This is a genomic window from Paenibacillus sp. Marseille-P2973, from assembly GCF_018101095.1.
GTDB classification, from domain to species: Bacteria; Bacillota; Bacilli; order Paenibacillales; family Paenibacillaceae; genus Fontibacillus; species Fontibacillus vini.
The window spans coordinates 262,515-282,654 of record NZ_JAGQEH010000006.1 but is presented as its reverse complement, the minus strand read 5'-3'; the positions used below and the strand labels follow the sequence as shown (position 1 = coordinate 282,654).

18 protein-coding genes are annotated in these 20,140 nt (G+C 49.8%); 8 read left to right on the top strand and 10 right to left on the bottom strand.

Annotated features, from left to right (window positions below):
• Nucleotides 1–31 precede the first annotated feature (31 nt).
• On the bottom strand, nt 32–328 hold the full coding sequence (locus KB559_RS15130) for a transposase (protein WP_211022752.1): 297 nt from the start codon (nt 326–328) through the stop codon (nt 32–34).
• A 483-nt stretch (nt 329–811) separates the two neighbouring features.
• Between KB559_RS15130 and gltC the strand changes: the two genes are divergently transcribed.
• The 3 genes from gltC (at nt 812) to KB559_RS15115 (ending at nt 3,672) form a co-directional block, all read left to right on the top strand.
• On the top strand, nt 812–1,714 hold the full coding sequence (gltC, locus tag KB559_RS15125) for a glutamate biosynthesis transcriptional regulator GltC (RefSeq protein WP_211022777.1): 903 nt from the start codon (nt 812–814) through the stop codon (nt 1,712–1,714).
• A gap of 294 nt (nt 1,715–2,008) precedes the next feature.
• The gene (locus KB559_RS15120; RefSeq protein ID WP_211022751.1) at nt 2,009–2,452 is read left to right on the top strand and encodes a DUF1641 domain-containing protein; all 444 of its coding nucleotides are present in this window, start codon (nt 2,009–2,011) and stop codon (nt 2,450–2,452) included.
• 41 nt (nt 2,453–2,493) lie between these two features.
• The gene (locus tag KB559_RS15115; protein ID WP_211022750.1) at nt 2,494–3,672 is read left to right on the top strand and encodes an NAD(P)/FAD-dependent oxidoreductase; all 1,179 of its coding nucleotides are present in this window, start codon (nt 2,494–2,496) and stop codon (nt 3,670–3,672) included.
• A 570-nt stretch (nt 3,673–4,242) separates the two neighbouring features.
• On the opposite strand, the gene gdhA is transcribed toward KB559_RS15115, so the two are convergent.
• Nucleotides 4,243–5,622 (bottom strand): NADP-specific glutamate dehydrogenase, encoded by a 1,380-nt coding sequence (gdhA, locus tag KB559_RS15110; RefSeq protein ID WP_211022749.1) that lies wholly within the window; start codon nt 5,620–5,622, stop codon nt 4,243–4,245.
• 261 nt (nt 5,623–5,883) lie between these two features.
• Nucleotides 5,884–6,798 (bottom strand): GNAT family N-acetyltransferase, encoded by a 915-nt coding sequence (locus tag KB559_RS15105; protein WP_211022748.1) that lies wholly within the window; start codon nt 6,796–6,798, stop codon nt 5,884–5,886.
• A gap of 163 nt (nt 6,799–6,961) precedes the next feature.
• Here KB559_RS15105 and KB559_RS15100 point away from each other — a divergent pair, with 163 nt between their 5' ends.
• Nucleotides 6,962–7,948 carry a Gfo/Idh/MocA family protein gene (locus KB559_RS15100; RefSeq protein WP_211022747.1) on the top strand — a complete coding sequence of 329 codons (987 nt, stop codon included), beginning with the start codon at nt 6,962–6,964 and terminating at the stop codon, nt 7,946–7,948.
• 76 nt (nt 7,949–8,024) lie between these two features.
• Here the strand turns inward: KB559_RS15100 and KB559_RS15095 are convergent, their stop codons facing one another.
• The 7 genes from KB559_RS15095 to KB559_RS15065 all read right to left on the bottom strand — a co-directional run bounded on the left by KB559_RS15095 (nt 8,025) and on the right by KB559_RS15065 (nt 15,877).
• A complete protein-coding gene (locus KB559_RS15095; protein WP_211022746.1) occupies nt 8,025–9,440 on the bottom strand; it encodes a copper amine oxidase N-terminal domain-containing protein in 1,416 nt (471 codons plus the stop codon).
• 45 nt (nt 9,441–9,485) lie between these two features.
• Nucleotides 9,486–10,871 (bottom strand): MBOAT family O-acyltransferase, encoded by a 1,386-nt coding sequence (locus KB559_RS15090; protein WP_211022745.1) that lies wholly within the window; start codon nt 10,869–10,871, stop codon nt 9,486–9,488.
• Nucleotides 10,872–11,080: 209 nt separating this feature from the next.
• On the bottom strand, nt 11,081–12,487 hold the full coding sequence (locus KB559_RS15085; RefSeq protein WP_211022744.1) for an ABC transporter substrate-binding protein: 1,407 nt from the start codon (nt 12,485–12,487) through the stop codon (nt 11,081–11,083).
• A gap of 315 nt (nt 12,488–12,802) precedes the next feature.
• Nucleotides 12,803–13,630: a carbohydrate ABC transporter permease gene (locus KB559_RS15080; protein ID WP_211022743.1), complete on the bottom strand. Its 828-nt coding sequence runs from the start codon at nt 13,628–13,630 to the stop codon at nt 12,803–12,805.
• On the bottom strand, nt 13,627–14,586 hold the full coding sequence (locus tag KB559_RS15075) for a carbohydrate ABC transporter permease (protein ID WP_211022742.1): 960 nt from the start codon (nt 14,584–14,586) through the stop codon (nt 13,627–13,629). Before KB559_RS15075 ends, KB559_RS15080 begins: the two co-directional genes overlap by 4 nt.
• Nucleotides 14,587–14,816: 230 nt before the next feature.
• Nucleotides 14,817–15,500, bottom strand: coding sequence for a CidB/LrgB family autolysis modulator (locus KB559_RS15070; protein ID WP_211022741.1), 684 nt, complete (start codon nt 15,498–15,500; stop codon nt 14,817–14,819).
• Nucleotides 15,497–15,877, bottom strand: a complete 381-nt coding sequence (locus KB559_RS15065; protein WP_211022740.1) for a CidA/LrgA family protein — start codon at nt 15,875–15,877, stop codon at nt 15,497–15,499. The genes KB559_RS15070 and KB559_RS15065 overlap by 4 nt, the downstream gene beginning before the upstream one ends.
• A 144-nt stretch (nt 15,878–16,021) precedes the next feature.
• Between KB559_RS15065 and cidR the strand changes: the two genes are divergently transcribed.
• From cidR to KB559_RS15045, 4 genes are all read left to right on the top strand, one after another.
• Entirely contained in the window at nt 16,022–16,930 is a 909-nt protein-coding gene (gene cidR, locus KB559_RS15060) for a cidABC operon transcriptional activator CidR (RefSeq protein ID WP_211022739.1), read from the top strand.
• Between the two features lie 131 nt (nt 16,931–17,061).
• Complete coding sequence (gene bcaP / locus KB559_RS15055; RefSeq protein WP_211022738.1) at nt 17,062–18,459, top strand: branched-chain amino acid transporter BcaP; 1,398 nt, start codon at nt 17,062–17,064, stop codon at nt 18,457–18,459.
• A 267-nt stretch (nt 18,460–18,726) separates the two neighbouring features.
• Entirely contained in the window at nt 18,727–19,488 is a 762-nt protein-coding gene (gene pdaA / locus KB559_RS15050) for a delta-lactam-biosynthetic de-N-acetylase (protein ID WP_247681856.1), read from the top strand.
• A gap of 190 nt (nt 19,489–19,678) precedes the next feature.
• Nucleotides 19,679–20,140 carry a MarR family winged helix-turn-helix transcriptional regulator gene (locus KB559_RS15045; RefSeq protein ID WP_244861380.1) on the top strand — a complete coding sequence of 154 codons (462 nt, stop codon included), beginning with the start codon at nt 19,679–19,681 and terminating at the stop codon, nt 20,138–20,140.

Here is a 20,140-nt window from a genome sequence, read left to right as displayed (position 1 = left end):
TCGGAGCGATGATCTTCGATGAACTGGAACCTTAGTTCTTTTCTTTCCCGAAGATGTGCACGGCCTTTTTTAAAATTTCGATCTCTTCTTTCAGGTCCGCGATCTCACGTTTTTGGTCTTCAATGAGTTGGGATTGCTGTCGAAGTGATTCTCCTTGGTTTACCGGCTCATTTTCAAACTCACGGTACTTACCCACCCAGTTTCTCAACGTACCGGGATTGATGTTCAGCTCGTCGGCCACCTGCTCCAGCGTCTTTGTCTGCTCTTGCACATACTTTACGGCCTCACGCTTAAATGTTTCATTGTATCGTTGCCTAGACTCACTCATTTCTCGACACCCTTTCTGACTCAATAGATTTATTATCTGTGTGACATTAAGAGGTGTCTACTTTTTATTCTAGCTGCAGTTTTACAGTTAATTGATGGGATTCCCCGAATTCGTCGCAATTAGCTGCAGAATTTCCCTCTATTTTGTTTTAGGCAACCCATGTATATAACAACAAGGTTAGATCAAGGAATGGTTTCCCTTCCCGGATCTAACCTTGTTTGCTTAATGCACTTCCGCCGACCCCTAACCTCGGTCCCAGGCTCCGGAGGTCAAGCCAGTCAAGCCGGTCAAGCCAATTTGTGCATAACCAGCCTTCTCTTTACTACAGCAGAAACAGCTAGAAGAGGTGCAAGGCTTCCGTTCCGGAGGGATACCCTATATAATGAGGGATAATCAATCGATATTACATGGTATGGAAGTGTTTTTGGAATATTGAATCTGGCGGGATATCAGCGGGATATCCGCGGGAGCGGAGGCGGCGAAGTGGAACTCAGGCAAATCCAATATTTCATCGAGGTTGCGAAGCTGGAGCACGTAACCGAAGCGTCTTATGCGCTGCATGTATCGCAGTCGGCGGTAAGCCGGCAAATTTTTAAACTGGAATCGGAGCTCGGGGTGGACTTGTTCATCCATGAAGGCCGAAAAGTAAAGCTGACACCGATCGGTCGATTGTTTCTGGAGCATATGGAACATTTGATGAAGGTAATAGATAACGCCCAACAGGAGATCAGCGAGTATCTGGACCCGGAGCGCGGGATTGTTCGGATCGGATTCCCGAGCAGCCTGGCGGCGCAGATGATTCCGAAGATCGTTTCCGCTTTTCGGGAGCGGCACCCGTTTGTTCATTTTCAATTGCAGCACGGGTCTTATAAGGAATTGGTCGAGTGGGTGGCAAAGGGCGACATGAACTTGGCGATCATGGGGCCTGTCCCGCATAATGAACCGCAAATCAAAAGCACCGTACTCTTTCAAGAGAAGTTTGTCGCTTTGCTTCCGGCAGGTCATCATTTAGCCGGTCAAGCCTCGGTTAAGCTGAATGAATTAAAGGACGATTTGTTCGTTCTGTTCCCTGAGGGATTTGTACTGAGGGAAATCGTGGTGGAGGCGTGCGCGAATATTGGCTTTCAGCCGAAGGTAACATTTGAAGGCGATGATCTGGATGCTATCAAGGGACTGGTATCCGCGGGACTTGGCCTTACCGTATTGCCTGAAATCGCGTTGAGCGAGCATATTGCGTCCTCGATCGTAATTCTGCCAATAACGGAGCCGCGAGTAACCAGGGATGTGGGCGTGATCGTTCCGGCAAACCGGGAACTGCCGCCGACGGAGAAATTATTTTATGACTTTTTGCAGGAAATAATACCGGAATTAGGATTTCCAGAGTGAAAAGCGCGCAGCAGTGATTATGTAAAATCCCAGGTAAAGCAAGCCCTTTATCGACTGTAAGCACAGAATAGGTTGAGTTAAATAGGACAAACTATGATGAAATTCACTTATTTTAGTCATTAAGTTAATACTTAATGGCTATTTTTGTAGAAAATATGTTACAATGGATGACGGGTTGTTTACTTCTTAATTGTTCAATTTTTCACTAACTTACTTAGTTAAGTTGTGACGGGAATTGGGTCCCTGATCAACCCAAAATTCAAGCATTAAGGCTTATTGTAAAGGAGAATTGGAATGTCAGAACCGACCACTGAAACAAATTCTGCAGTAGAAACGAATGTTTCGTCCACCGATAATGCCGGACGCGATATCGTTGATCAACTGCTCAAGCCCGAAGTCCAGGAATCCTTGACGGTCCTGGTTCAGCAGCTGCCTAAACTAACCGAGCTGGTTAATTTGATGACTAAATCGTATGATTTCGCCAAAACGGTAGCAACGGACGAAACTTTAAAGAGCGATACAATCGGGGCGATTACGGAAATCGCCGGACCGGTTAAAGACAAAGTTAAAAATCTTGCGGCTACTGTAATTGAAGCCAAAGACCGCGCCGATGAGAGCCAGGAAGTTATCGGTCTTTTCGGTCTGCTCAAAATGCTTAAAGATCCTGAAGCGCAGAAACTGTTCCGTTTCGTAAATGCTTATCTTCAGGTTGCCGGTGAGAAAAGTAAACAAAAATAAATACTAATTCATTTTTTCAGAACGGAGGACGGAGAATTACTATGTCTAAACATATTGTTATCCTGGGTGCCGGTTACGGCGGTGTACTGAGCGCTTTGAACGTGCGTAAATATATGACCAAGGAAGAAGCACGGGTTACCGTAGTCAACCAGTATCCAACACACCAGATTATTACTGAACTGCATCGTCTTGCTGCAGGCAGCATCGCTGAGCGGGCGGTAGCTTTGCCGCTGGAGAAGCTGTTCAAAGGAAAAGACATCGATCTTCGCATCGCAAAAGTAGAGAGATTCTCGGTAGACAGCAAAGAAGTGAAGCTGTCCGACGGTACGCTTCTTTCGTATGACGCTCTCGTTGTCGGTCTTGGCAGCATCACCGCATATTTCGGGATTCCGGGACTTGAGCAGTACAGCATGGTCCTCAAATCGGCAGAGGATGCCAACCGCATTCACCGTCATATTGAAGACCGGATCGCTGAGTACGCTAAATCGAAAAACCCTGCGGACGCTACTATCCTTATCGGCGGCGGAGGGTTGACCGGGGTTGAGCTGGTCGGGGAAATCGCCGACAAGCTTCCGGAAATGAGCAAGAAGTACGGCGTGAATCAATCCGAGATTCAGCTTATGCTTGTAGAAGCCGGACCTAAGATTCTGCCGGTTCTGCCGGACGTGCTGATTGAACGCGCAACGGCCAGCCTGGAGAAACGCGGCGTTAAATTCCTGACCGGTTTGCCTGTTACGAATGTGGAAGGCAATGCGATCGATTTGAAAGATGGACAAAAGATTGTCGCCAATACGTTTGTATGGACCGGTGGCGTACAAGGCCATCCGCTTGTCGGCGAGTCGGGTCTCGAAGTTAACCGCGGCCGCGCGACTGTGAACGATTTCCTTCAATCCACTTCGCATAGCGATGTTTTCGTTGCCGGTGACAGTGCGGTATACTTCGGAGCGGACGGACGTCCTTACCCTCCAACCGCGCAAATCGCTTGGCAAATGGGCGAGCTGATCGGCTACAACCTGTATGCAGCCTTAACCGGCAAGCATTTGGAAACCTTCAGCCCGGTCAACTCGGGAACCTTGGCCAGCCTTGGCCGCAAAGATGCCGTAGCTACGGTCGGCGCAAGCAACACGCAACTGCGTGGCTTGACGGCTACAATGATGAAAGAAGCAAGTAACATCCGTTACTTGTCCCACATCAAGGCTTTGGACGCTTTGGCTTACTGATAACTAACAAGTACAAAACGACATATAAGCGAAGAGCCTGTACCTTTGATCGGAGATGCGATCCTGGGTACAGGCTCTTTTGGTTCTTTAGCATTCTATAGCATTCCTTGGCATCTCTTGGCATTCGTTGGTATTGGTTGGCTTGCAATCTCATTTCTTTGATATTCCCTGAATTTCCTGCAATTCTACATTACTTTGAGTCCAGACAACGTAATATTAGTGTAACTGATGCAATAGGGCAGCATTTTTTAGCTTGTAGGAGATAAAGTTACTCGGAATGAGGAGGGATGATGTATTTTCGCAGCAATACTTCCCTTTCGAGCCAGGAAATTAATAAACTACTGCACTTTTGCAGGATTCCTCCCTAATTCAGTATGCTCCAGCATTATCACACCGCCCGTACTATTCCGATGACTTTTTCTACTGTTACAACGCATTTCGAGACCTGTTCAAGACCAGCTCAAAGACTAATCTAAATCTGTCCTAAGGCTCTCTAAAACAACCAAAAAGAGTATCCGCTGAGCCATGGCCCCGCGGATACTCTCCTACTTCAAGCTAATTATATTATGATTAAACCACGCCGTGAGCGACCATCGTGTCGGCGACTTTCAGGAAGCCGGCGATGTTGGAGCCGACCACGAGATTGCCTGCATGACCGTACTCTTCAGCCGCATTTACGCTGTTGCTGTAGATGTTTTTCATGATTTGTTGCAGCTTGGCGTCAACTTCTTCAAACGTCCAGGCCAGTCTTGCACTGTTTTGCGCCATTTCCAGAGCCGATACGGCAACCCCGCCGGCGTTGGCTGCTTTGGCCGGTCCGAAGTACACGTCGTTGCTCAGGTATACTTCAATGGCTTCCAAAGTGGAAGGCATGTTGGCGCCTTCGGCAACGAATTTCACGCCGTTCGCTACGAGCGTCTTGGCAGCTTCTTCGTTAATTTCGTTTTGGGTTGCGCAAGGCAATGCGATGTCGCAAGGAATGCTCCAAATGTTCTCGCAGCCTTCATGGTATTCTGCGGACGGATGTTCGCTTACATATTCCTTGATCCGTTTTCTTTCCACTTCTTTGAGGCGTTTAACTGTTGCCAGATCAATGCCGTTTTTGTCATAAACATAGCCGTTGGAATCACTGCATGCAACAACTTTGGCGCCGAGCTGTTGAGCTTTTTCGATCGCGTAGATCGATACGTTACCGGAGCCGGAAATGACAACCGTTTTACCTTCAAAGCTTTCGCCCTTAGTTTTCAACATTTCGTCGGTGAAGTAAACCAGACCGTAGCCGGTAGCTTCCGTACGCGTCAAGCTTCCTCCGTACGTAAGTCCTTTGCCTGTCAGGACGCCTGCTTCATTTCCACCGCGAAGGCGTTTGTATTGGCCGAACATATAACCGATTTCTCTCGCGCCTACACCGATATCGCCGGCAGGTACGTCTGTGTCTGGACCAATATATTTGGACAATTCTGTCATAAAGCTTTGGGTAAATTTCATGACTTCGTTATCGGATTTACCCTTCGGATCGAAGTCGGAACCGCCTTTACCGCCGCCGATCGGCTGGCCGGTCAAGGAGTTCTTGAAAATTTGCTCAAAGCCGAGGAATTTGATGATGCTGGCGTTTACGGACGGATGGAAGCGAAGTCCGCCTTTGTAAGGTCCGATCGCGCTGTTGAATTGAACGCGGAAGCCGCGGTTCACTTGAACTTTACCTTGGTCATCGACCCAAGGCACGCGGAAGGAGATCAGTCTTTCAGGCTCCACGATTCTTTCCAGGATCGCATGGTTTTTGTATTTAGGGTTCTTTGCGAAAACCGGCACGAGGGAATCAAGGATTTCTTTTACGGCCTGGTGAAATTCGCTTTCTCCGGGATTGCGTTTTTTGACGGTTTCATAGACTTCGTTCACGTATTCTTGTGCGGCTTGGAGCTCGGGACTAGTTTGTGTAGTAATTGCCAATGTGTTCTCCACCTTTCGTTTTTTAGCATTATGGTTTGTTCCATTTTTCACGATTTTTCTAACTCTAATTGTAATATCTATGTAAGATATAAACAAAACTTTATTTAGATGAAGTTGATGACCTTTTGAGATGAACTTTACAGTTCGTGTAAGATAATTGAAGCATCGAAACAAACTTAATGCATAAAAAACCAGGCGGCTCAAGGATTGATCCGCTTGGCGATAGAATTCAGGGATTGAGGAAATAGAGCAATTTTCAGGTTACAGTTTTTTCTCGTAAAAAGCCATTTGAAACAATGCTTTCATTCCTACGGCTTCGTACAATTTGTTTGCGCCAGTCAGGCTAACGTCATCGACACTGAGCAGGACTTGCTCTATCCCGCGGTTATATGCGGCGTGAAATACGTGTTCCAGCAGAGCGCGGGCGATGCCTTGTTTGCGCCATGGACGCCTTACGCCGAGGAGATCGACATAAAGGTGATCCCCGAAGTTTTTACTGATAATGAAGCCGGCTAATTGATTATCGGCATGGGCTATGAACCAAAAGTTACGGTCATAATGAGCTCCGCCTTTCTCTTTTAACCACTGGGACTTGTCTACTTCATAATAGGTTCTAGTGTCCTGAAACGTCTCGCAGTAAGCGGACCAAAGGAGATCTTCATCGGTTGCGGGATTATAAAGATCGATAGATATGCCGTTACCCGGAGTTGAAAGAGCAGGAGGAGTCTGCAACTCCATACCCATCCGGCTATACTTCCGTTGAAAGACATAACCGCGGTTTTCCAGCAACTGCCGGGCCGCTTCGCTGAGTGCAGGGATGACGTTGGAGAGGGTGCAGGCAGTTTCGGTAGAATCCAGTGCATATTCGCGGGCTCTGTTTTCAATGGCTTCAAGGAGAAGAGAACCCAGTCCCTGACTTTTCCACTTGGGATGGACATAGCCGTAAGAAGACAAACGACCCTTTTCATTTTCTTCAAGAAAAGCGAAAGCGACCACCTCGCCGTTCATCTGGATCATCCATGAATTGGTGGCTAATGGAATGTCGCTGCAAATGTCCAGCAAGTCTTCAAGCACGAAATCAGGCTGTCCGTATTCGTCAATATCGCAGGCGATAACAAGCTCCGTAATCTCCTCCGCTAAAGCCAAGTCGACCGGTTCAAGCGTAACATTTTGCATATAAGCACCCCTAATTTCCCAACAAATTTGATTATATTATTCCACAGGGTTCCATTTTCTGCCACTGGTTTTTGCGTTTCCGAAACTTTGCTCCCCTTGTGATTCGCCTAAATAACCGCTACGCTTAAGAAATAAGACAAAACGAATTCAGGAGGCAGACAACATGGATTTGAATATCGGAATTGTAGGTACGGGCTGGTTCAGCAAAGTGCATGGCGATATTTTGGCCGGGATGGATGGAGTTCGGGTTGCGGCAGTTAGCGGAACAAGCTTGCCCAAGGCAGAATCCCTGGCGGCGCGATATTCCGGAGCTCGCGGCTATGCCAGTTTGACCGAGATGCTGGATGGAGGGAAACTGGATGCCGTATACCTCTGTATTCCGCCGATGTCCCATGGCGACATTGAAGCCGAACTGATCGAGCGGGGAATTCCGTTTTTGGTAGAAAAGCCGCTCGGCGCCGAGCTTGATACCCCGCTTAGCATTCTGAATAGCCTGGAGAAGAAGCCGGTCATTCATTCCGTAGGCTACCACTTCCGTTACAAAGCCTCCATTCAGAAGATGAAGGATGCTTTGGATGGCCGAACGATCGGGATGGCTCTCGGCACCTGGATGGGAGATATGCCGCAGGTTTCCTGGTGGAGAAGGCAAGATGGCTCCGGCGGCCAGTTTATCGAACAGACGACGCATATTGTCGATCTGCTGCGCTATACGGCCGGCGAAGTGGAAGAAGTTTATGCGACCTATGGCAACCGCGTAGTTCATAATCAATTTGAAAATGTAAATGTTGCGGATGTGGGCACGGTCACCCTCAAACTGCAGAGCGGGGCTATTGCTAATATTTCAAATACCTGCGTTTTGCCGGGCGGTGTGGGTGAAGTTGGCCTGAAGCTGTATACCGACGAAGGAATTCTGGACTGGAACCCGGATCGTTTGGAAGTAACACGAGCGGGAGAGAAGAGCTCTTATGTAATAGATGACAATCCTTATGTAAAAGAAAGCGAAGCCTTTATCCATGCGTTGCGAACCGGAGATACGTCCGGGATTCTTTCCGGCTACGCCGATGCCGTGAAGACACAGCGGGTAACATGCGCTGCGCTGGAATCGGCCGCAACCGGCAAGCCGGTGACAATCGCGGGCGCCGCCGAGTAATTAGATTGATTCGCCAGGCTCGGCCGTCATAATCAAAAAGCTCTCTTCCCTGCATCGCGGGAAGAGAGCTTTTTTCTTAAAATGTTATATCATAATTCACGAAATGAGGATCCCCATTAACTTCGGTGGTCGTAATTTCTCCGCCTAAAAGTTGGGTCAACTGTACAACAGGTCCGACCAGCCGGCCCTTGACGATGACGGGCTGCGAATCCAGATTCACAGCTTCCCCGTTCACATTCGCCAGCGGATCATTGACGCTAAGCACGAGCTCTTTATCGCCGAGAGTCAGGGTTGCTTTCTTGGCGGTGGTATCATAGATGAATTCCGCACCGATGCCTTCCGCAAAATCTTTCAGCGGAACGCGAACCTGATCCTTGGACGTAGTCGGGATTTGCTGGAAGGAAGCCGGCTGTCCGTCGACGGTCAGGGTGAGCGAAAAGAGAGGTCCATTTTCATTGATGACCAGGCTCTGCACCTGTTGCTCAAGATCCTTGTTGAACTGATCTACGTTTTCGGCGGTGACCTTGTTCGTTCCCACAGCGATTTCTTCCGCAATGCGCTGATTCACTTCCGCCGAGTGATGCGACAAATCTTTGTATACACCGAGATCGTAGGTGATGGAGTCATCGCTTTGGAAGTCGTAAATACTCACATTGTCAAAGGCGCTGAATTGCTCGAACATATATTTTTTCATAGCCATTTGATTGGCGAAGCGTTCCGGATTCAGACTGTACCATACCTGCTGGCGGATGACGGAATACGGCGGGTAATAGAACGTAAACTCTACTTCCGGATGTTCCTTAACCAGTCTCAGAATATTGTCCTGAAACCGCTGTTTAACTACGTCCAGCGAAGGCTCGTTTACCGATGTTGTCTGCTCGGAGTTCCATGCCTCTTGCCATTTGATCATGACGCGATCCGCGCCATATTTAGCGTAGCCCCCCCAGTAATTGAGCTTTTCCAAATTGCGGTATTGGGGATACTTGTCCTTGGGCAGAAACAGGGCGCCGAAAGCATGCTTTACATTAGAGATATTGAAAATATATTTATAGTCGTTAAGCTTGTTATCGTCGTACAAGTAAAAGGGAAAAGACTGCTCATCCCGCACGGAATTTTCACGCAACGAGAAGTAATCAAGGCCCCAAAGTACTTTTTTAACTTGTCCGGTACCGAAAGCTACATCGGCGATCATGCTTTGCTCCTTGGCGGTTGAGCCCTCCGTCGACAGCTTAAGCACATTGCCGCCGAGTGTCTCGCCGACCTGGGATGGAATGAAATTCTCGGTCATGGAGCTGCCGATAATGACCATGTCGTATTTGTAATTTTTGGCCAGCCCCGGGTTCTGATAGCGTTGTTCCCCCGAGAAAAGAGGCTGATAAGACGCCTTCCGGTATTGCTGGAGAGGGTCGACGGCATATACGAACGTTCCGACGATCGCGCCGAACAGCACGATAAAGACGAGGAACGAAACAATAAAACGAAGGTTCTTCAAGAAGTGATCTCCCTTTCGCAGAATGATGAATATCCGGGGAATTTTTTAGAATGTGAAATACAGGAATTCGCTGACTTGGTTAAAATACAAGACGGAGAACACGAACAGGAACGCGATGAACGCGGCGTGTCTCAGGTTAGGCCGGAATTTCTTGTTCATTTCCATCGAGTTACGGGCAAAGACGGCAACTACCAGTCCTACGAAAATCAGCAGAACTTGTCCCAGCAGACTCATCGACAGGTCGATGGACCCGATATCGAACATGCCGCGGAACACTTTAATAGCGTCATCCCATGTTTTGGCGCGGAAAAACACCCAACTGAAGTTGATGAACATAAACGTAATGAACCAGGCAACCCAGTTCGGGAGCACGATTCCGGTTTTTTTCCACAAACGTTGGATGACCTGCGCGACTCCGTGCATCAGACCCCAGATGATAAATGTCCAGCCCGCGCCATGCCAAATCCCGCCGATCACGAAGGTGGCGACCAGGTTGAAGTAGGTGCGGAAATGACCTTTGCGGTTGCCCCCCAACGGAATATAGATATAATCCCTGAGAAAACGGCTCAGTGTCATGTGCCAGCGGCGCCAGAAGTCCTGGATGCTGAGGGCTTTGTATGGTGAGTTGAAGTTAATCGGCAGCTTGATGTTGAAGAGCAGGGCGATCCCGATCGCCATGTCGGAATAACCGCTGAAATCAAAGTACAACTGCAACGTATAGGCCAGCGACGTAGTCCAGGCTTCCACGAACCCTAAATGGGCGGTTACGTCAAAGCCTTGCGTTGCGATCGGAGCTAAAGTGTCGGCAATGACGACTTTCTTGAACAGACCGATGCAGAATACGAACAATCCTCTTGCAACATTGCCCGGAATAATTATTTTGCTGCGGGCCCGGTCGAATTGCGGCATCATTTCTTTATGATGAAGGATCGGACCTGCGATTAGGTGAGGATAGAAGGTTACGAAGAGCACGTAATTTACGATGCTGTACTCCTTGGCCGAACCCCGGTAGGCGTCAACCAGATAGGCGATTTGCGTAAAGGTAAAGAAGCTGATTCCGAGCGGCAGAGCCAATTGCAACAGTTGAAGTTGCGCGGAGAACAGCGAATTTACGTTGGTTATCAGGAAATCGGCATATTTATAGTAGCCGAGCAGCAGAACATCCCCGGTAATCGCGAGCGTAAGCAACAGCTTTCGGACGGACCTGGATTTATCAGCATGGCTGATGGCGCGGCCCATAATGTAGTTGAAGGCGATTGAAGCGAGAATCAGCGGTAGGGACTTAATGCTCCACCAGGAATAGAAAAACAGGGACGCGAGGGCCAACCACAGTTTTCCGATAATCGGGGGGCAAAAGCGATTTAGTAAAAAATAGACGACAAATGAGACGGGCCAGAAGGCAAAAATGAATTCGTAAGAGTTAAACAGCAAGTCCTGTGTACACCTCTTTGCTAGATTAAGAATAGTATTCAAATAATATGATCATACCCCAGACGGCAATAATCGACAATGCAAAAAATACGAATGCGCCCCCGTGGCTGAATCGAAAAAGAGGCCGTTCTTCCGGGTGGAAGGCAGCCTCTTTATTCCAAATTCGAGCCGACAAAATATTAACGTTGCTACTCACATGAAAGTTACTGTTACTTGACGGTTTTATTATAGTTTTCTATTTTGCTACTAATCTCTTTAGAAGCATCGTCCAGGGCTTGCTTCGTCGTCTTGGAGCCTCCGAGCGCTTCCTCGATGGCGCTTTCCACGATTTGCCGGGCTTCAGGGAACACGCCCATTACAGCGCCTTGCGTTGCCTGGCTTGGTTTGCTGGCATGAAGCTGGTCGATCGCCGTTTGGAACTGCGGATATTTGGCCAGATTATCCTTCACGATTTGTTCGTCATAGGCCTTCTTCGTGATTGGGAAATAACCGGTAGAAATATGCCATTTCGCTTGGGTATCCGGCTGAGCCAGGAATTTGATGAATTCCCAGGCGGCTTGCTGCTCGGCTTCCGGCTTGTTGTTTAAGATCCACAAGCTCGCTCCACCGACTACTACGCCGCCGTCCTCCGTACCGTCGGGTTTCGGCAGGAATGCGGTGCCGACTTCGAATTTATCTCCTACGCCATCAACGATGCCGCGCAGGCTAGCCGTAGAATCCAGCGTCATACTGATTTGTCCGGCGAGGAACGCCTTTTTCGTATCATCCGTTTTACGCCCGAGATTGATGGCGGCTTTACTGTCAATGAGGCCTTTCCACCAATCCAGAGTTTTCGTGCCGGCTTCGCTGTTTACGAGTGAAGCATCAGCCGGAGCGGTCCGGCCGTTTCCGTTGTTCACGTACTCCGCTCCCTGATTTGCAAAGAATTGCTCCATAAACCAGCCGTAGATCGCGAAGGAAGCGGGGGCTCCCTTTTGTGCCAGCTTATCGGCAGCCTGTTTTACTTCCTCATATGTAGCTGGCGCCTTCTCCGGGTCGAGTCCGGCGGCTTTAAATAAGTCCTTATTATAGTAGAGAATCGGATTGGAGGTATTAAACGGCATGGAGTATTGTTTGCCATCAAACGTGTAATAGCCGGCGATGTTCTCCTCCAACTGGCTGACATCGTAACTCTCCTGGTCGATAAAGTTCTGGACCGGGGTGATAGCGCCGGAATCGATCATGAAGCGGGAGCCAATTTCGTATACCTGGATCAGGGACGGTCCGCTCTTGGAATCCAAAGAGGCTTTCATTTTATTCAAGCTCTCGTCGTAGGTGCCTTGATAAACGGCTTCGACTTCTACGGTGCTTTGCGAGGCGTTGAAGTCCGTCACTAACTGATCCGCCGCTTTGCCCAGCTCTCCGCCCATGGAATGCCACCAGACCACTTTAGTCTTGGATGCGGAGGTCTCTTCTTTGTTCCCGTTTGAGTTTGCGTTGGCAGCTTGTTTGTTGTTGCTTGCCGCTCCGGCATTGGACGCGGTGTTCGTTTTGGCCCCTCCGCAGGCCGTCGCCAGCATGGACAGCAGCAATACGGTAATCAGCAATAAGGAACTTTTCAGCTTCGGTTGTCTCATTTCGGATGGTTCTCTCCTTTTTATATAAGATGAACTATTAAAGTGGATGGGGGGCAAGTACGTAAAATGTTCCTATGATCGCTGTTGGTTCCAGATTTCTTGATCTTATAGAATCTGAATCGGTAGAAATCCGGAACCAAAGGCGACCGCAGCCTATGCTTCCGATGCAGCTTTCTTGCAGAAAGCTTTGAACTTCTTCGGAATCATTTTACTCCCTTGCCTGCATCCCCTTCTTTTAAATCATCTTATAAATATAAGATTTTGTATTTAAAACCGTCCTGAAGGACGGGGATCTTTACGGATAACGTCGAGCGGCTACCCCTTTACCGCCCCCGCGGTCAAGCCGCGGACAAGCTGTTTAAGACCGAGAACGATCAGAAGCAGAGACGGCAGCAGGACGAGCGCCACACCGGACAATACGATGTTCCAGGCGGTGAATTCCTCGAATTGCAGCATGCTGACCCCGATTTGAACGGTGCGCATCTCGGCGGTATTGGTGATGAGCAATGGCCAAAGGTACATATTCCAGGTGTTCAGGAAGACATATACGGCCAAGGTGGCAAGTCCCGGGCGGGAGAGCGGCAGGACGATGTTGGCAAAATACCGCAAATGCCCGCATCCATCCATTTTCGCGGCTTCGAACAGTTCCTTGGGCAGCTGCAGATAGAATTGCCGGAGCAGGAAAACCCCGAATGCCGAAGCCAGAAAAGGAAAGACCAGCCCCGGGTAGGTGTCGAGCCAATTCCATGATTTGATCAATAGGAAGTTGGGAATCATCGTAACCTCCCACGGAATCATCATGGTCGATAGAAAGACGGCGAACCAAATCGCTTTTCCGCGAAAGGAAATAAACGCGAAGGCATACGCGGCCAAGCTGGCAGTAATCAGTTGCCCGATCATCACCAGGCCGGAGACGAGAAAGCTGTTAAGAATAAAACGCCCTACTGGAATGAGGTCGATCACTGCCTCGAGGCTGCCCAGATATAGACTGGAAGGCAGCAGCTTGGGCGGGAATTGATTGGTCTCCTCCGGGGTCATAAAGATGGACAGAAACGTATAGAGCAGAGGATATAGAATGAACAGCGCCATCAGGCACAACAAGAGATATACCGCGCTTTTCCGAAGCGGGAGGGGGAGCGTCATTGATAATGCACCTTCTTTTCCACAAGAGTGAATTGGATCAGCGTCAGAATCATGATGAGCACAAAGAGCACGATGGCCATGGCGCTTCCGGTGCCGAATTGATAGTTGACGAAGGCTTCTTTATAGATGGAATATACAAGAACCTCTGTAGAGCCGGCGGGGCCGCCCTTGGTTAAAATATGCATCTGTCCAAATGCTTGAAAAGCTCCAATAAGCGAAACGACCGTCAAAAAGAAAACGACCGGTGATAGAAGCGGCAGAATAATCCGTACGAAAGTCCGGACCGGGCCGGCTCCGTCGACCTTTGCGCTGTCGTACATGTCTTCGGGGATGCCCTGTAGCCCGCTGAGTAGCACGATGAAGTTGAAGCCTGAGTTCATCCATATCGTCATGACGGAAATGGACAGCAGCGCCCACTTCGGATCGGTTAGCCATTGCACGGCCGGAAACCCGGCCAGATCGAGAAAGTAATTGAACATCCCGAGGGTAGGATGAAACAGCATCATCCATATGACTGCGGAAGTGCTCACTGAGAGCGCCAGTGGCAGCGAGAAAATAAACTGGAAAATCCGCATCCCCTTGAGCCGGGAATGGGCGAGCGCGGACATGATCAAACCGAGCAGAAGCCCGCCGGGCACGGTGATGAGCGCAAATTTTCCGGTTACGGCGAGACTGCCCCAAAATGAGGAGGAGGTCAGCAACTGCCGGAAGTTATCGAACCCGACATAAGCGGCGATATGGCCGCGGGGGTCGGTCAGGAAGAGACTGAGGTATAGGGAGCGCATCAACGGGTAGAGCAGAAACAATCCAAAAAGCAAAATGGATGGCGCCAGAAAGAGGTAAGCCAAAGCGGGTTCCTTTAGGCGGGACAGGCTCCGTTTTTTTGCGCGAACCGCTTTATAAGAAGATGCCGGAGTTACGGCCGGAGCGGTTGCATTTTGGGCGGAAGAATTCACAGGGATGCTCTCCTTTCAATTCGGATTGGTAGAGATATCTCTATCAGTTTAGGAAAGGGGGATTATCCCGGCATCAACGCGGGGTAAAGTTACCGTTAAATATGAATGGAATTGTATAACCCTAAATATCGCTATGGCGAAAAAAAACGACCCCGCCAATGGCAGGGTCCAAGAGAGAAATCAATATATGAAAATTAGGAGGAAACAATAGTTAAAGTACTTACTTCGAATTAACGAATAAGCACTGAGATCAGCATCGGCGCCACGCCCAGCGTGAACAGGGCGGCCAGAATCATCGAGATGCTGGAGATCGTTCCGGTCAGGGAGCTCAGCTCAAACGCCTTGGAGGTGCCGGTGCCGTGCGCGCTCGTACCGAACAAGACGCCGCGGGCAACCTCGCCTTCGATGCGGAACAGCTTCATGACCATCGGTCCGAGCATGGCACCCAGAAGGCCGGTCAAAATAACAAAGACTGCGGTGATGTTCGGAACCCCGCCGATCACCTGCGATACGCTCATGGCGATCGGGGTCGTAACGGAACGGGGGATCAAGCTGCTGACGAGCTGGGCATCCAGATGCATCCACTCCGCCAGGATTGCGGAGGAGATCATCGCTACCACCGAGCCGGTGAGGACGCTGACGAGTATTTCCACCGCATGCTTTTTCAGCACGTTATAGTATTTGTAAAGAGGCACCGCAAAAGCGATGGTGGCCGGCTGCAGCAGAGCGCTGAGCCATTTTCCTCCGCTATGATAAGTTTCGTAAGGAACAGAGATCCAGATTAATCCGATGACCAGCACAAGCGGAGTGATAAGCAGCGGCGACAAATATACCCGCGGCCGGATGCGGTACAATTGTTTCGACAATCCATAAACAACGAGCGTAACGATCAGACAGATCAAGCCTGGAATCATGATAGCTTGCGCTCCTTTCTTTTGGCGATTTGAGAGGCGACCAGGCCGGAACTGACCATAACGATTACCGTACTGGAGATGACTACAATAAGTATCCGTACACCGTCGTGCTCCAGTAACGGAATATATTTCATGACACCTACCGCGGCAGGGATAAAGAACAGCAGCAGCTCGGCAAGCAGCCAATTCGCCCCCTGCTCGATCCATGTCAATTTGATGATGTTCGTTTTTAGTAATGTGAAAAGGACGATAATGCCCAGAATGGATCCCGGTATCGGCAGATGAAGCCACTGCGCCAGGAAATTCATTGCTATCGAGATCAGGATCAGAATAGCTACCTGCATCACGATTTTTCCGATCGTTTTAACCATTCCCATAGGTCGTGGGCTCCTTTCTGCAAAGTTAGATTTGATATTGAAAATATTACATCAATTGCTTTCATGGGTAAAATGAATATACTGAATGAATAGCATTCCATTTGTCTATGGTAAAACAGTCAATGTAGAAGGGACACGCGAAAGATGGATATCCGGCAGATGCAGTATCTGATCGAGGTTGCGCGCCTGAAGAGCTTTACGAAAGCAGCCAGCGCACTTTTTGTTACTCAGCCGACGATCAGCAAAACGATAAAGGGGATGGAAGAAGAACTTGGGGTTGTCCTGTTCGACAGGGTCGGTAAAAGAGTAGAGCTGACCGATGCCGGGCAGCTAATCGTTACGCAGGCACAACAGATCGTCACCTCTTTTCAAAATTTGACGGCGGAACTGGATGACTTGAGAAACCTGAAAAGAGGACATATCCGGATCGGACTGCCCCCTATGGTGGGCTCGAGTTTCTTCCCGCGGGTCATTGGCCAATTTCATCAGCGCTATCCTGAGATTACGATCCAACTGTTTGAGGATGGGGCGAAGAAGGTGGAGTCCGACGTTGCGGACGGGCTGCTGGAGGTCGGGGTGGCGGTGCTGCCAACGGTCCAGGAGGGGCTGTGCAGTTTTCCGTTTGTCGAGGAAAAGCTGAATTTGGTGGTGCATCCTTCACATCCGCTGGCCGACCGGGAACAGGTAGAATTGGCGGAGCTGGCGGGTGACGGGTTTGTTCTTTTCCGGCAGGATTTTACGCTGCACGACCGGATTATCGCGGAATGCGCCAAGGCGGGGTTTCAACCGCATGTTATATATGAAAGCTCCCAGTGGGATCTGATCAGTGAGATGGTGGGCGTCGGCCTCGGAATCACCCTGCTGCCGGAGACGATTTGCCGTGAAATCGGTAAGGAGCGGGTTCGGATTCTGTCCCTTGTGAACCCGGTTATTCCTTGGAAATTGGGCATTATATGGCGAGAAGACCGATATTTATCGTTTGCTACCCGGGAATGGATCCGATTTGCGCAAGAGGTTCTGACTTCTCCTGGGGATATCGAATATTCTCTTTAATGTATAAAAAACCACGAAATGTTCACTTTTTGGGTAAATTAACCATGTAGAGCTGCCTAGTCATGTAAGTTCGGTTTTATTATAATTACGGAATGTGTTTAAATACTTCAATATTAGGGGACAGAGCCTAGATGAGTTTTTTTAGAAGAAAATCGATTACATCCATGCTTCAAGAAAAAGCGGCCTCCAGTGCTGGAGGATTGAAGAAGGAGCTTGGCGTATTTGATCTGACCATGCTCGGTGTGGGCTGTGTAGTCGGCACCGGGATTTTTGTGTTGACCGGAGTGGCTGCTGCCAAGCACGCCGGGCCAGGCCTTATCTTATCCTTTTTGCTGGCGGGAATCGTCTGTGCGTTCTGCGCGCTGTGCTATGCGGAATTTGCCTCCATGGTTCCCGTATCGGGAAGCGCCTACACGTACAGCTACGCCACCTTCGGCGAAATCATCGCCTGGGTTCTTGGCTGGGACTTGATCCTGGAGTACGGCTTCGCCGCCTCTATGGTAGCGAGTGGCTGGTCGGGCTATTTTCAGGGACTGTTATCGGGATTTGGACTGGAAATCCCCAAAGCGATCAGCAGCGCTTTTAATCCGGCAGGGGGAACCTACTTTGATTTGCCTGCGGTTCTGATCGTGCTTTTGCTTACTTTTGTCGTGTCACGCGGGGCCAAGGAATCCACCCGGCTTAACTCTATTATGGTAATCATTAAAGTAGCGGTCATTATTCTGTTCATTTCCGTCGGTGCGTTCTATGTGAAGCCGTCCAACTGGACACCGTTCATGCCGTACGGCTTCAGCGGCGTGGTCACCGGCGCAGCCACGGCATTCCTGTCTTACATCGGCTTCGATGTCGTCGCTACAGCGGCCGAAGAAGTCAAAAATCCGCAAAAGGACCTGCCCAAAGGGATCATCTGGTCCTTGGTCGTCTGCTCCTTGCTCTATATTCTGGTCACCGCGGTATTGACCGGCATGGTGCCGTACACGCTGCTGGATGTAAAAAACCCGGTTGCTTTTGCACTCCAATTCATCCATCAGGATTGGGTCGCCGGCTTTATTTCACTCGGCGCGATCGTCGGGATCACCACGGTGCTGTTCGTGCTTCTGTTCGGACAAACCCGTCTTTTTTACGCAATCGGCCGCGACGGCCTGCTCCCGGAGAAGCTGTCCCGGCTGCATCCGAAAACGGGGGCGCCTGCGGTCAGTACTTGGGTGACCGGCATTGTAGTTGCCATCTTCGCCGGGGTCATTCCGCTGAACAAGCTGGCGGATCTGGTGAGTATCGGCACCTTGTTCGCCTTTATTGCCGTTTCCCTCGGGATCGTGATCTTGCGGAAAACCCGCCCCGATTTGCAACGGTCCTTTAAAGTGCCGCTCGTTCCGCTGATTCCGATCATTGCGGTGCTCACCTGCGGGTACCTGCTGATCAGCCTGCCGGGGATCACCTGGATCGCTTTCCTGATCTGGATGGCGCTGGGGTTATGCGTTTACTTCATGTACGGCTATAAGCATAGCCATCTGGCCGAGAAGAAATAGAACTCAGCTACACCTTTGTGCTATGAATGAATCTATAAGGCATGCATATTTCCGGCAAAAAAGGCTGAAGTTAAGCAGAGCACTGGAGCAGAGCTTGCAAGCTGGAGCTCGAACTGCCAGGTTTCTTTAACACAACAATTCATGAAGAAGGAGAGAACTTTCCTTATGAAGGTTGCCTTGATTCCGGGGCTGCTTGCCTGTTTTCTTCTCAGCCCTGCAGCCGTAGGGAATGCTGCGGCTTCTGCTGCGGCTACAGCCAAGACGGAAATGGCCACTGCCGCTGTCTCTGCCGATGTGCCTTATCATTTCGGATTTAAAAGAAGTGTGGGCGGTCAGCTTCCTTCCATTAACGAGGAGGGTTTTAAGGAGATCGTAGATCGGCACGGCGCGATTTTTTTGGGGGATACGTCCCGCAAAGACCTGTTCCTAACCTTTGATAACGGGTATGAGAACGGGTACACTACGCCGATACTGGACACGTTAAAAACGAAGAAGGTGCCGGCAGTCTTTTTTATTACAGGCCATTATGTGAAGGATCAACCGGAGCTTGTGAAGCGTATGGCAGCGGAAGGGCATTTGGTCGGCAATCATTCTTGGAGCCATCCGGATATGACGACGATCCCGGACGGGAAGATCAAAGAAGAGCTGGACCGGGTGAAGCAGGCGTCTACGCAGCTAACCGGCACCGATAAAATGCGCTATTTGCGCCCGCCGCGCGGCATATTCAGCGAACGGGTACTGCGGGTGACGAAGGAGCTCGGGTACACGAACGTGTTTTGGTCGGTCGCCTACAAGGACTGGGATGTCAATGACCAAAAAGGGGCGTCCTACGCCTACCAGAAAGTCGTATCCCAGCTTCATCCCGGGGCCGTCATTCTGCTGCATTCCGTTTCCAAGGACAATGCTGCCGCCTTGGGATCGATCATCGACGAAGCCCGCCGCCAGGGTTATGAGTTCAGAAGCCTGGATGATCTCGGCAAAAAGCCGGAGTCAGAGGCTCAGCCGCAGCAACCTAAGGAAGCAAAATAAGAGACAGACCGTTCTGATTCGGGAGTAACCCGTTCGGAACGGTCTTTTTTAGTGGAAGTCATTTTTGGGTTTATTTAGCGCTAGGAGTGCTGCTTGACTTTGGAATTTTAGGCTCCTATAATTAGGCTTACGAATAAATAAGTTACCTAAATATTAAAGTATATAAATAAATGGAGGCGATGACTTGAATATGGGCGAGGATCCGATGGCCCAGCGTTTAATGGAGGTACTAAGCCGGTTCCGGAAAGCGGAGTGGCATAAGACTCCGAAGGAAGGCTTCACCCCGAGCGAGCTTAAAGTATTATTGCTTATCCAAAAAGGAAGTTTAAAGGAAAATCGGGGCGTGGCCATCTCAACCATCAGCAGCATGATGGGCGTGAGCCCTCCTACGGTAACCCCGCTAGTTCGCAGTTTGGAGACGCAGGGCCTGATTACCCGGTTTAATGATCAAGAAGACCGGAGGGTTGTTCGCGTCAAGCTCACGGAGAAGGGTGAGGAAATAAGGCGCGAGGTAAAGGCGGCATATGCCCGGTACTTCACGGAGCTAAACAGCTTCTTGGGCCCGGAACGGAGCAGCCAGCTTGCCGATCTGTTGGAACTGGTGTTTCAGTATTTGGATGAGAAACATAAACAAGACATCAATCATTCGTAA

Excerpts from the sequence above, each read along its gene's own strand:
- KB559_RS15130 (WP_211022752.1), bottom strand. The coding sequence starts at position 328 with ATGAGTGAGTCTAGGCAACGATACAATGAAACATTTAAGCGTGAGGCC.
- KB559_RS15120 (WP_211022751.1), top strand. The coding sequence starts at position 2,009 with ATGTCAGAACCGACCACTGAAACAAATTCTGCAGTAGAAACGAATGTT.
- KB559_RS15115 (WP_211022750.1), top strand. The coding sequence starts at position 2,494 with ATGTCTAAACATATTGTTATCCTGGGTGCCGGTTACGGCGGTGTACTG.
- KB559_RS15105 (WP_211022748.1), bottom strand. The coding sequence starts at position 6,798 with ATGCAAAATGTTACGCTTGAACCGGTCGACTTGGCTTTAGCGGAGGAG.
- KB559_RS15100 (WP_211022747.1), top strand. The coding sequence starts at position 6,962 with ATGGATTTGAATATCGGAATTGTAGGTACGGGCTGGTTCAGCAAAGTG.
- KB559_RS15085 (WP_211022744.1), bottom strand. The coding sequence starts at position 12,487 with ATGAGACAACCGAAGCTGAAAAGTTCCTTATTGCTGATTACCGTATTG.
- KB559_RS15080 (WP_211022743.1), bottom strand. The coding sequence starts at position 13,630 with ATGACGCTCCCCCTCCCGCTTCGGAAAAGCGCGGTATATCTCTTGTTG.
- KB559_RS15070 (WP_211022741.1), bottom strand. The coding sequence starts at position 15,500 with ATGATTCCAGGCTTGATCTGTCTGATCGTTACGCTCGTTGTTTATGGA.
- KB559_RS15065 (WP_211022740.1), bottom strand. The coding sequence starts at position 15,877 with ATGGGAATGGTTAAAACGATCGGAAAAATCGTGATGCAGGTAGCTATT.
- cidR (WP_211022739.1), top strand. The coding sequence starts at position 16,022 with ATGGATATCCGGCAGATGCAGTATCTGATCGAGGTTGCGCGCCTGAAG.
- bcaP (WP_211022738.1), top strand. The coding sequence starts at position 17,062 with ATGAGTTTTTTTAGAAGAAAATCGATTACATCCATGCTTCAAGAAAAA.
- pdaA (WP_247681856.1), top strand. The coding sequence starts at position 18,727 with ATGGCCACTGCCGCTGTCTCTGCCGATGTGCCTTATCATTTCGGATTT.
- KB559_RS15045 (WP_244861380.1), top strand. The coding sequence starts at position 19,679 with ATGGGCGAGGATCCGATGGCCCAGCGTTTAATGGAGGTACTAAGCCGG.